The sequence below is a fragment of the Microbispora hainanensis genome (assembly GCF_006874475.1).
GTDB classification, from domain to species: Bacteria; Actinomycetota; Actinomycetes; order Streptosporangiales; family Streptosporangiaceae; genus Microbispora; species Microbispora hainanensis.
The window spans coordinates 92310-103939 of the sequence record NZ_VIRM01000033.1 but is presented as its reverse complement, the minus strand read 5'-3'; the positions used below and the strand labels follow the sequence as shown (position 1 = coordinate 103939).

The 11630-nt window shown below is 71.9% G+C and carries 10 protein-coding genes and 1 pseudogene; 4 read left to right on the top strand and 7 right to left on the bottom strand.

The features are described 5' to 3' along the window. Window positions 1-243: pseudogene (locus FLX08_RS25025) on the bottom strand (hypothetical protein); the annotation flags it as partial. 269 nt (window positions 244-512) lie between these two features. Here FLX08_RS25025 and FLX08_RS25015 point away from each other — a divergent pair. Beyond that, window positions 513-1619, top strand: coding sequence for a S1 RNA-binding domain-containing protein (locus FLX08_RS25015; RefSeq protein WP_142621925.1), 1107 nt, complete (start codon window positions 513-515; stop codon window positions 1617-1619). A 193-nt stretch (window positions 1620-1812) separates the two neighbouring features. Here FLX08_RS25015 and FLX08_RS25010 read toward each other — a convergent pair whose 3' ends face one another. The 5 genes from FLX08_RS25010 to FLX08_RS24990 all read right to left on the bottom strand — a co-directional run bounded on the left by FLX08_RS25010 (window position 1813) and on the right by FLX08_RS24990 (window position 6870). Further along, entirely contained in the window at window positions 1813-2496 is a 684-nt protein-coding gene (locus tag FLX08_RS25010; RefSeq protein WP_142621923.1) for a hypothetical protein, read from the bottom strand. A gap of 76 nt (window positions 2497-2572) precedes the next feature. Next, window positions 2573-3079: a hypothetical protein gene (locus FLX08_RS25005; RefSeq protein ID WP_142621921.1), complete on the bottom strand. Its 507-nt coding sequence runs from the start codon at window positions 3077-3079 to the stop codon at window positions 2573-2575. Between the two features lie 88 nt (window positions 3080-3167). After that, complete coding sequence (locus tag FLX08_RS25000) at window positions 3168-4595, bottom strand: sensor histidine kinase (RefSeq protein WP_142621919.1); 1428 nt, start codon at window positions 4593-4595, stop codon at window positions 3168-3170. After that, window positions 4592-5311 (bottom strand): response regulator transcription factor, encoded by a 720-nt coding sequence (locus FLX08_RS24995; protein WP_167530561.1) that lies wholly within the window; start codon window positions 5309-5311, stop codon window positions 4592-4594. Before FLX08_RS24995 ends, FLX08_RS25000 begins: the two co-directional genes overlap by 4 nt. Before the next feature lie 20 nt (window positions 5312-5331). Further along, complete coding sequence (locus FLX08_RS24990; protein WP_142621909.1) at window positions 5332-6870, bottom strand: phytoene desaturase family protein; 1539 nt, start codon at window positions 6868-6870, stop codon at window positions 5332-5334. A 255-nt stretch (window positions 6871-7125) separates the two neighbouring features. Between FLX08_RS24990 and FLX08_RS24985 the strand changes: the two genes are divergently transcribed. Genes FLX08_RS24985 through FLX08_RS40815 form a run of 3 tightly spaced genes read left to right on the top strand, consistent with a single transcriptional unit; the run spans window position 7126 to window position 11178 of the window. After that, entirely contained in the window at window positions 7126-8028 is a 903-nt protein-coding gene (locus FLX08_RS24985) for a pseudouridine-5'-phosphate glycosidase (RefSeq protein WP_142621907.1), read from the top strand. Continuing rightward, window positions 8025-8963, top strand: coding sequence for a carbohydrate kinase family protein (locus tag FLX08_RS24980; RefSeq protein WP_142621905.1), 939 nt, complete (start codon window positions 8025-8027; stop codon window positions 8961-8963). The genes FLX08_RS24985 and FLX08_RS24980 overlap by 4 nt, the downstream gene beginning before the upstream one ends. Before the next feature lie 37 nt (window positions 8964-9000). Beyond that, window positions 9001-11178, top strand: a complete 2178-nt coding sequence (locus FLX08_RS40815) for a hypothetical protein (RefSeq protein ID WP_167530560.1) — start codon at window positions 9001-9003, stop codon at window positions 11176-11178. Here the strand turns inward: FLX08_RS40815 and FLX08_RS24965 are convergent. Then, window positions 11162-11605, bottom strand: coding sequence for a GNAT family N-acetyltransferase (locus FLX08_RS24965; protein ID WP_142621901.1), 444 nt, complete (start codon window positions 11603-11605; stop codon window positions 11162-11164). The genes FLX08_RS40815 and FLX08_RS24965 overlap by 17 nt on opposite strands. Between the last annotated feature and the right edge of the window lie 25 nt (window positions 11606-11630).

Here is an 11630-nt window from a genome sequence, read left to right as displayed (position 1 = left end):
GACATAGTTCGCCAGGGTCAGCTCACCGCACGGCATCGGAGTGAAGCCGTACTGCTCGCACCAGGACTCGAACTGTGTCCAGGCGCGCCGGTAGGCGGTGCGGGTGTTCTCCGCGACGCCGTCGTAGATCAGCGCGGCCGCCTCGGCGGTGAGGTACTCGAGGGGAGTGCCGGGAACGGGGAGATCGTCTCCGACGGGAACCATCTTCCCGTGCAGCACTACCCCGTCGATCTGGCGCTCCATCCCGCCCGCCCCCCTGCAGTTGATCAACTATCGATAAGTGAGCTTATCGCTAGTTGATCAATATCGGTAGGGCCATGCCCGCGCCGTCGCTGAAGCCCACGACCGGCACATCGGCCGTCCCATCGCCCATCCCGCAGACAAGATCGAATATGCTCGGCTCCTCAAAACCCAGGCGACTCCCTGGGCGTCATCGCCACCAAGACCGGCATGCCCAAAACCTCACTGCACCGCTACCTCACCGCCGATCAGGAGACCACGGGAGCGACAACATGACCGGCCCCGACGACGCCCCCCTCCCCGATTCCCACTGGTGGCTCGAAGATCCCGAGCTCTGGCCGTTGCTCGCGTTCGAGGGCGGTGCCGACGAATACGGCCGACCCGTCGACGCCACCTGGACAGATCGGCAGCAGGTCCTCGAAGACCTGATCCGCCGCCCAGGGCCCGTTGACATCGACTTCGCGCGATTCCTGCTCGTGCAGGAGACGCACTCACACGGGCACTCATGGGGTTTTCGGCATGGCATCGAGCTCGCCGCGATCCTGGTCGCCGAACACCGCCAGGTCCAGGACGTCTGGCTCCTGTGGGAAGCGGTCTACCGGAGCTTCGACACCTGGGGCATCATGCCCCACCAACTCCTGTACAGCGCCGGCGTCGAACGCACCCGGCGACACGCCACCGACAGCGACCACCCCCACCGAGACCTCCTCCTCGAAGACCTCCGCAAGCTGTCCGACGTCACCGACGAGCAAGTCGAGCAGCTCATCGCCGAGCGCCGCCGCTACTACGCTGCAGCACTCGAAGCGCTGGACGACTCTGCAGCTGCCAAGCCCAACCCGGCAGAGGACGCGGCCGGGCCGCCCGTGATGACCGAACAAGCGCATGGCGATCCGGATCTGGTCTTCCTACGAGCCCTTCGCCGTGGCCAGCTCGTCACGGGAACCGTCATCGAGATCGCTGGCTTCGGCGTGACTTGCGTGGACATCGGCGAGTTCACCGCAATGATCAACATTCCCGAACTCTCATGGCGGCCCATCAACCACCCCTCCGACGTCGTCACCGTCGGCCAGGAAGTCACCGCCGAGATCCTTGACGTCGACGTCGAGCGCCGACGCGTACCGCTCTCCCTCAAAGCCCTCCAGGACGACCCGCTGATCCAACTCCAGCAGCGCATCGGCCAGACCGTCACCGGACCCGCCACCAAGATCGTCCCCTTCGGCGCCTTCGTCCGCGTCGAAGACAGGAGCGACGGCTTCGAGGGACTCCTTCACAGATCTGAACTCGCAGGCATCCACATCCAGGTCGGTGACGTGCTCACCGTAAAGATCGCCCAAGTAGACACCATGAGACGCAGGATCCAACTCACCCGCAGGCCCTAAAGGCCCGCGAGCGCTCCCGATCAGTCCGAGTAAGCCCAGCTCACGGATAGGTCGTTGGATTTTCGGCCGAGACTACGGGCACCCCGTCAAGCATGCCACTGAACTGGCTGGCCTTGTCGTGCACTGCGACTTCGATTACTAGTCGCCACCGGATTGGGGTCTCGTGGACCCCATATCCATCGAGTTGCTGATCTTATAGTGTCCGCCATGCGGTCGGGTCGCGTCGCCGGTCCGGTGACGGCACCACGATCTTCGTGCTGCGCCGCCCGGTCCCGATGACCGTGCCCGGCGGCAGCAGCAGGTTCCCCGTGGACTGGCCATCCGGGCAGTGCGTGCACGAGTCGGCGGCGTGCCGCCCGTGCTCGCACCGGTCGAGGTCCATGAGGACCTGCGCCAGTTCGCCGTTCCGCTGCCGCCAGTCCATCTCCATTTCCAGCGCGCGGATCTCGCCGTCGATGGTGGACAGCACGTAGTGCGCGCCGTCCACCAGGACGACCGCGGCGTGCGTGTCCGGTTCGGGCACCTCGTACGAGGCGATATCGACCTTGAGGCCAACGTTCCTCGCGGCCGCCAGCCACTGCTCGGTCGCGTCCTTGGCCCAGCCGAGGTCGTCGTCCGCGGTGGCGCGGTCGAACGGGACACGGATGAGGAACGGCGTCGGGAGCGGCCCGCTTATGTCCACCGTCTCGACGCCGCCGAGAAGGGTCACCGCTTCGGTGAGTGCCTGCCCTAGTGGGTGGTGTCCGAGGATTCGGGCGAGGGTATCGGCGGTGACGAGGTCGAGTTCGGCAGTCTCATCGGCGACGCGGGTGTCGGCGGAGAGACAGTGGACGTTCACACGGGGCTCGGCCAAGAGGGTTAGCTTCTCCACGGACACGGTGACGTGCCCCTGGTCGAGCACGAACTCGGCGACGTCGCCGCTGTGCGGCCAGATGCTGGGGCCCTGTACCGATTCAGGGGCGCCAGGCGTCCTGGTAGTCGGTGTGCCAGTCGTACGCGGCGGCCTCCAGCTTCAGCAGGTGCTCCGCCTGGAGGTGCTCCTCGACCGTCAGGTAGAGGCCTTGGACGAGCACGGACTCCAGGAAGCGCACGCGGTGCCGTTTCGCGTCCAGGTCCTGCTCCGCCTTGTGCCAGCCCGGCTCACCCGCGTCCGCAGCGGCGTACACCTGGTCCAGCTCCTCGTCGATGCGGGCGAGCAGAAACGCGATCAACGGCTCGAATATCACGCAGCTCAGCTGCGCGCGGGACCGGCGCGCCTCGGCCAAGACCTCCCGGTATCGGCTGGCGAGAGCCGGCTCGTCCGTGCTCGTGAGGTCCGTCCCGGTGAACCGTCGCCGGAGCGCTTCCCCGTCGATCGGTTCTTCCTCGCCGACGGCGAGGGCGGCCCCGAGAAGCTCTGCCGCGAGCAGGGGGCGGGCGCGGACGAGCTCCAGGAGCGCTCCGCGGTCGATCGCTGTCATGGCCAGGAGGTTACCGCCGGTAATCGGGCGTACGTCGAAGGGCGATGACCTGCTCGGGATCGTTGTCTCCTCCTCGGTAGAAGGAGTCTCAACCAGAGTTGCCGGGGAGCTCGACGGTGGCGAGGGTGCCGCCGCCGGGGGCGTTCTCGATCGCGACCCGGCCCCCGGCGTCCCGTACGGCCTGCGCCACGATCGACAGGCCGAGGCCGGAGCCGGGCAGGCTGCGCGCCGACGGCGAGCGCCAGAACCGCTCGAAGACGTGCGGCAGCTCGTCCTCGGGGATGCCGGGGCCCTCGTCGCGCACGGTCAGCACGCCGCCCTTGAGCCGCACGGTCACCAGGCCCCCGGGCGGGCTGAACTTCACGGCGTTGTCGAGCACGTTCACCGCGGCCCGCTGCAGGCCCCGGGCGTCCCCGTGCACCTGCCACGGCTCCAGGTCGACCTCGAAGCGCAGCCCGGGACCGCGCCGCCTGGCCCGCTCGACCGCCGAGGCCACCACCTCGTGCAGGTCGATGTCGGACGACAGCTCGCCGCTCTCCGCCTTGCGCGACAGCTCAAGAAGGTCGCCGATGAGGCTCGACATCTCCTCGAACTGCTCCTTGACGTTCGCCAGCAGGCGCCGCTTGGCCGAGGGCTCGATGGCGCGGCCGGTGTTCTCGCTGCGCAGCAGCAGGTCGATGTTGGTGCGCAGGCTCGTCAGCGGGGTGCGCAGCTCGTGTCCCGCGTCGGCCACGAGCCGCCGCTGGCGCTCCTGTGAGCTGGACAGGGCGGCGGTCATCGTGTTGAACGACCGGCTGAGGCGGGCGATCTCGTCCTCCCCCTCCACCGGGATCGTCACGCTGAGGTCCTCGGTCCTGGCGACGTGCTCGACCGCGCGGGTCAGCCGCTCCACCGGGCGCAGCGCCGTACGGGCCAGCCAGAGACCGGCCACGGCGGCGCCGAGCACGCCGAGCACGCTGACCGAGCCGAAGACGAGGGCGAGGATGCGGAGCGTCTGGTCCATCTCGGCGGTGGAGCGGAACACGCTCACCGTAACCGGGCCCTGTGGCAGGGACGGCTCCGCGAACTGGGCGACGTCACCCGGCGGGAGGCCGGGACGCGGCTCATATCTGAAGGTGTAGACGAGCACGGAGGTGCCGTCGGTGGCGACCGCGTCGCGCAGCACGGCCGCACCGCCGGAGACGGCCATCATCCGCTCCTGCGCCGTCGGCGTCACCTGGGCCGATCCGGACGCGACGCACACCGAGCCGTCCGGCAGCACGACCTGCCAGCTACGCCCTGAGGGGTCCCAGTCGGGCCGGGGGCGGCCCTCCTTGCGCCCCTGACCGGCGCAGTCCCGCAGCGCGAACGCGACCTGTTGTGCCGGTGGCCTGAGGTGCGTGATCGAGCCGACGATCTGGCCGCGTATCTCGCCGCGGACGAGCAGCCAGCACACGGCCGCCGCCACCGCGACGGCCAGGGCGACTCCGGCCGCGATCAGCAGCGTGAGCCGCGACCGGAGCGAACGCCGTCTCACGGCGACGGCCGGAGCACGTAGCCCACGCCGCGCACGGTGTGGATCACGCGGGGCAGCCCGCCCGCCTCGGTCTTGCGCCGCAGGTACATCACGTACACGTCCAGCGAGTTCGACGACGGCTCGAAGTCGAAGCCCCACACCTCCCGCAGGATCTGCTCGCGCGTGAGCACCTGGCGGGGGTGGGCGAGGAACAGTTCGAGCAGCAGGTGCTCGGTGCGGGTGAGGTCGAGCCTGCGGCCGGCCCGGGTGACCTCCCAGCTCACGGTGTCCATGCGCAGGTCGCCGCAGGCGAGGACGTCGCCGCCGCTCTCGTTCCGCACGTACTGCCCGCCGCGCCGCAGCAGCGCCCGCACCCGGGCGAGCAGCTCGTCGAGCTCGAACGGCTTGACGAGGTAGTCGTCCGCCCCGGCGTCCAGGCCGGAGACGCGGTCGCCGACGGCGTCGCGGGCGGTCAGCATGAGGACCGGCAGCAGGTTGCCCGCGGCGCGCAACCGCCGGCAGGCCGTCAGCCCGTCGAGCCGGGGCATCATGACGTCGAGGAGCACCGCGTCGTACGTCCTCCCGGTCTGTCCGGCGCGGCCGAGGAGGTCGAGCGCGGTGAGCCCGTCGGCGGCGGTCTCGACCGCGTAGCCCTCGAACTCCAGGCTGCTGCGCAACGCCTCCCTGAGGGCGGGCTCGTCGTCCACTACCAGCAGTTTCGCCGATTCCTCACGCACCGGCACAAGCTACCCGAGCGTCATGAAGGTTCCGTTAGAACGGCCATCGCGGCGTTGTGGCCGGGGATGCCGCTGACGCCGCCGCCGCGCCGGGCGCCCGCGCCGCACAGCAGCACCCGCTCGTGCGCCGTCTCGACGCCCCACTGAGCGGGCCGGTCCCCGTGGCCGCCCTCCTCGGCGTACGGCCAGGACAGGTCGCGGTGGAAGATGTGGCCGCCGGGCAGACCCGCGTCGCGCTCCAGGTCGAGCGGCGTCTTGACCTCCAGGCAGGGCTCGCCCGAGGGCGTGCGCAGCAGGCAGTCCTCGATGGGCTCGGCGAGCACGGAGTCGATCGAGGCGAGCGTGCGGGCCAGCGCCTCTTTCTTGGCCGCCGGGTCGGCGAACAGGCGCGCCGGCATGTGCAGGCCGAACAGCGTCATCGTGTGCGCCCCCGCCTCCCGCAGCTCGGGGCCGAGGATCGAGGGGTCGGTGAGCGAGTGGCAGTAGACCTCGGCGGGCGGCAGGTCCGGCACCTTCCCCGCGGCGGCCTGCGCGTACGCCGCGGCGAGCTGGTCGCGGGTCTCGTTGATGTGGAAGGTGCCGCTGAACGCCTCCGTGGGGTCCACGGCGGGGTCGCGCAGCCGGGGCAGCCGCGACAGCACCATGTTGATTTTGAGCTGGGCGCCTTCGGGCTGCTCGGGCGTCTCCCCGAGCAGGCGGGCGAGCACGGCGGGCGGCAGGTTGGCCAGCACCTTCCCCGCGGTCACCGCGTGCTGCGCGCCGTCGTCGAACGTGACTTCTCCCGTGTCGGGGTCGACGGCCAGCACCTCGGCGCCGGTGCGGATCTCGGCGCCGTGCCGCCGCGCGACCTCGGCGAGCTCGGCGGTCACCGCGCCCATGCCGCCGACCGGGACGTTCCAGTCGCCCGTGCCGTCGCCGATGACGTGGTAGAGGAAGCACCGGTTGGCCAGCAGGTCGGTGGCCGGGTCGGCGAAGGTGCCGATCAGGGAGTCGGTGAGGACGACCCCGCGCACGGTGTCGTCGGCGAACCGCTCGTCCACCACCTCGCCGACGGGCCGTTCGAACAGGTCGCGCCACGCCTCGTCGTCCCCCACGACCTCCCGCAGGGCCGTACGGCCGCGCAGCGGTTCGAGCAGCGTCGGCGCGACCCGCCGGGCGACGTGGGCGGTCATCCCGTAGAACCGCTCCCAGGCCGCCAGGTCGTGCCGTCCCCCGGTCACCGCCTCGAAGGAGGCGGCGGTGCGCGCGGCGTCCTCGTTGTCCACGAGCAGACCGGTGACGCCGGCCGGGGTGTAGGAGGCGAAGCGGCGGCTGCGCAGGTCGAGACGGAGCCCGAGATCCTTCACGATCTTCGTGGGCAGCAGGCTGACCAGGTAGGAGTAGCGCGACAGCCGCGCGTCCACGCCGGGGAAGGCGCGGGCCGACACGGCGAGTCCGCCCACGTGGCCGAGGCGTTCCAGGACCAGCACGCTGCGCCCTGCGCGGGCGAGGTAGGCAGCGGCGACGAGGCCGTTGTGCCCGGCGCCGGCGATGACGACGTCGTAGTGCGAGCGTGGCATGAAGGCGTTCTCCCGGGTCGTACGTGGCTCGGTGTCTCAGGTGTGTGCGGGGTGGGGCCGCATGAAGGTCGTGACGGCGGGCGTGGGAAGGTCTCGGAGAGGCTGACGGGGGCTGGCGACCGGTGAGGCTGGGCGGACGCCCGCAACTTATCGCAAGTTCCCCCTCAATACCCGGGCAGAATATGCCGAAGCGGACAATCTTCCGCCAACGAAAGAACCCCAAGCGGGAAACACAGCGGGAAACACAGGAGAGACATGCGCGTTTCCGATGAGGTCGCCGAGGCGCTGGCCACCGGCCGTCCGGTGGTCGCCCTGGAGTCCACCATCATCTCCCACGGGCTTCCCCAGCCCCGCAACCTTCAGGTCGCCCTCGAACTGGAGGACATCGTCCGGCAGGCGGGAGCCGTGCCCGCGACGGTGGCGGTGCTGGACGGCGTCGCCCGGGTGGGCCTGGACAAGGACGGGCTGGAGCGGATCGCGACCGAGCCGGGCCTGCGCAAGCTCGGCTTCCGCGATCTCGCCCCGGCGGCCGCGCTCGGGCTGAGCGGCGCCACGACCGTCTCGGGCACCTCGTTCCTGGCCGCCCGCGCGGGCGTGCGGGTGTTCGCCACCGGGGGCCTCGGCGGCGTCCACCGCGGCTGGACCACGGTGCAGGACGAGTCGGCCGACATCGACACGCTCAGCCGCACGAGGATCACCGTCGTGTGCGCCGGGGTGAAGTCGATCCTCGACGTGCCCGCGACGCTCCAGCGGCTGGAGACCAAGCAGGTCACCGTCGTGGGCTACCGCACGGACGAGTTCCCCGGCTTCTACCTGCACACCTCCGGTGAGCCGGTGGACTGGCGCATCGAGACGCCGCAGGAGGCCGCCGGCGTCATGCGGGCCCAGGACGCGCTCGGCGGGCTCGACACGGCGCTGATCGTGGCGAACCCGGTGCCGGTCGATCTCCAGCTCGACCCCGGCCTGCACGACCGGGTGCTCGCGGAGGGCCTGCGCGCCGCCGAGGAGCGCGGGGTCACCGGGCAGGCCATCACGCCGTTCCTGCTGGAATACCTGGTCGAAGGCACGGGCGGCGCGTCGCTGGAGGCCAACCTCGCGGCCGTACGCGGCAACACCCGCCTGGCCGGGGAGATCGCGGCCGCCTGGGCGGCCGGGTGAGCGGTCTGCTGGTGATCGGCGACGTGGTCACCGACGTCGTCGCGCTGCACGACGGCCCGGCGGCCACCGGCACCGACACGCCGGCCGACATCGCGCTGCGCCCGGGCGGCTCGGGGGCGAACACCGCCTCCTGGGCCGCCCGGCTCGGCGCGGACACCCGCCTGCTCGCGCGGGCCGGGTATGACACCGGCGAGTGGCACGCGGCCCAGCTCACCAAGGCCGGGGTCCGGCCACACCTGCGGATCGACCCGGAACGGCCCTCGGCCGTCGTGATCGCGATGGTCGACTCCACCGGGGAGCGGTCCATGCTCACCAACCGCGGGGCGAGCGGCCACATCGGGGTCGGCGACTGGACGCCCGACCTGCTCGACGGGGTCGGGCACCTGCACGTGTCGGCGTACACGATGTTCGCCGAGCCGGGCCTGGAGCTCGTACGGCTCGCCATGCGCGAGGCCGCCGGGCGCGGGATCACCGTCAGCGTCGATCCGGCCTCCAGCGGGCCGCTGCGCGCCTTCGGGCCCGAGCGGTTCCTCCGCGAGAGCGCCCCGGCGAAAATCGTGATCCCCAACCTGGAGGAGGCGCTGCTGCTCGCGGACGCCGCGGATCCCGAGACGGCCGCCGGCACGCTCAGCGCCCACTACGGGACGGCGGTGGTCAAGCTGGGGGCCGGTGGTGCCCTGCTGGCCCGCGATGGCCGTATAGTCGCCAGAGCGGCCGCGCCCACGGCGGAGGTCGTCGACTCGACGGGCGCGGGAGACGCGTTCGCCGCGGGGTTCCTGGTCGCCTTCATGGCCGGGAGCACGCCCGAGGAAGCCCTGCACAAGGGGTGTGAGGCGGGCGCTGCGGCGGTCGCGCAGGTCGGTGCCCGGCCGGATCCTGGGAACTTTACCCTATTGACACCAATTGCTGGTTTGCGGCGTAAGCTGCACCATTAGCAACATGCGTCACTCTCGGGAGGGTGCGGTCATACCGATGGACGCCGAGTCAACGATCTGCCTGAGCGACCTGGTCCCGGCCCTGCGCTGGAGCCGTCCTCAGCAGGTGGCCGAGCTGCTGGCCGACCCGCGCCTGCCCGGCGGCTGGTGGGCATCCGTCGGAATCGGCCGCGCGATGCGGGCGACCGGCGTCGACTGGCTCTGCGAGCGGCTCGCCCGCCTGGCGGTCGGGCGCTGGGACCACCTGCCCCTCACCGACCTGCTTCCGGCGCTCCAGGTGCACACCATGGACCCGGCCATGCCCGGCTGGCCCGATCCCGTACGCACGGTGGTCAACCATCTCGGCGGCTGGTATCGGCTGCGCCGCCTGACGCCGTGCGACCTCCAGGCCCCGGCCGCCCCCGCCTCGCCCGAGGTCCTCCTGACCACGGTGTTCCGGGAGGTGTTCGGACGTCTGGAGAGCGAGCTGGCGTCCGGGCGGTCCGCGGAGGCCCTCGCCGGAAGCGAGGCCGCGCCCCAGGCCCAAGCACAGGCACAGGCACAGGCACAGGCACAGACCCCGGCACAGGCTCAGGGCCAGACGCAGGCGCCTGCCGGCCCCGCCTCCGTGCCCTTCCCGCAGGCCGCACCCGGGACCGCCTCCCAGCCCTTCCCGCAGGCCGCGCCGGGGACCTCCTCTCAGGCGTTCCCCCAGGTCGCCGCCCCGGGGACCACCTCGCAGCCGTTCGCCCCGCCGGCGCCCGGGCAGGCCGCGCAGGCACCGGCTCAGGCACCCGCCCAGACGCCCCCGCAGCAGGGGCAGGTACCGCAGGGGCAGGCGCCCGTCCGGCCGGGACAGGGCACGCCGCCGCCCGCCGCCCCCGCCGCGCCCTCGCCTTCGATGCCGGCGCCGGGGGCAGGGCCGGTCAGGCCCGCCACCCAGCCCTTCGCCCGGCAGCCCGGAGCCGCGCTCCCGCAGCCCCCGGCCGCCCCTGTTCAGCCCTCCGCGCAGCCCCCCGCCCAGCCCGCCGCTCAGTCCGCCGCGCCGCCCGCCCCCGAGGCGTCGCGGGAGCGGCAGCCCGCCGACCTCAGCGCGCACCCGATGGTCGCGGTCATCGAGGGCCTGTTCCGCGGCTGGGACCCGCTCGCCAGGGCCGTCGCGGCCGAGCGGCTGTTCGCCGCCGAGCCGGTGAGCCTGCGCACGCTGGCGCACAACCTCAACGTGGACCGTGAGCTGCTCTCCCAGGCCCAGCGCGCGGCCGAGGAGCGGGTGCTGCTGTGGCTGCGCTCCCCCGACTCGGCGCCGCTCACCGGCCACCTGTTCGGGCTCACCGAATGGCTGGGCGCGGCGGCCACCCAGGAGCAGCTCATCGCGGCCGACCCGTCCCATCCCATCGAGGTCCCGGCCCTCGGCACGCCGCTGTGGCGGGTGCTGGTGACGCTGATGCCCGACCGCCGTCTCCAGGACGGCTGGCTCGTGGTCGGCGACCTGGCGGGACTGCGGGAGAAGACCCGCCAGCTCCTGGCGAACAAGCCGGCGGACGCCGACGTCGTGGAACTGCTCGGCCAGCTCGGCATCCGCGCCCACTCCGCCAAGGCGTGGCTCGACTCCATGCCGCAGGCGAGCTCCCCGGCCGAGCCCGGCCCCCTGCCCACCCGGCGCGGCCCCGACCAGTCCGCGCAGCCCGCGCCGCTGCCCCGCCGTACGCCGGGCGCGAACGGGCACCACCACGGCCGCGGCGGGGTCCCGATCCCCTCGCAGGCCAACAACGGGCCCGACGCCGCCACCGCGCTCGCCGCGCTCAACGCGCTCACGAACGGCAACCTCAACGGCAACATGAACGGGCACCAGAACGGGAACCAGAACGGAACCCTGGGCGGCAATCTCAACGGGGGCGTGCCGCGGCCCCATCTGGTGCCGAACCCCCGTCCGACCTCCAGCCCGGCCTCCGACCCGCGCCGCTGGCAGCGGATCGACGTCACCAGCGGCCACCTGCGGGGCGAGCCGGTGGCGGTCCCCGAGGGGTACGCCGCCCAGCTCGGCATGCGCCCGGGGACGCTGCTGTCGGTCACCGGCCCGGGGGACAACGCCGTCGTGCTGGTGTGGCGCGACCGGCAGCCGGTGTTCGACTCGCTCCAGCCGGTCCTGATGCGGCTGAACGCGCGGCCCGGCGACTCGGTGTACGTGACCGTGGACGGCTACCGGCTGGACGCCCAGCTCACGTCTTCGGTCTGAGCATCTTGCGGTAGTAGGTGGCCGACACCTCGTAGCCGAGTGCGCCGTAGAACTCGGCGGCCCGCCGGGTCGCCAGCGCGACGTATCCGGCCTGCCGTGAGCGCGCCCACGTCTCGAACTCCTCAAGGAGCCGCCGCCCGATGCCGAGACGGCGATAACCGCTCTCGATCATCGCCTCCTCCACCCACGCGACCCTGCCGTTGGCGAACAGCGTGAGGTGGGTGAAGCCCAGCAGGTAGCCGCGTACGGTCCCGTCGACGGTGGCGACGATCAGGAAGGCGTCCTCGTTCTCCAGGAGTTGCGGCAGCGCGGCGTCGAACGGCGCCCGCTCGGGCCGGAACGTCACCGCAAACTCGCGGGCGAGCGCGAAGATCTCGTCCGCGTCGCTCTTCTCGGCCCTCCGGAACTGGAGATCACCAGACGTCATGAAAGGGACTCTAGGAGTGCCCAGG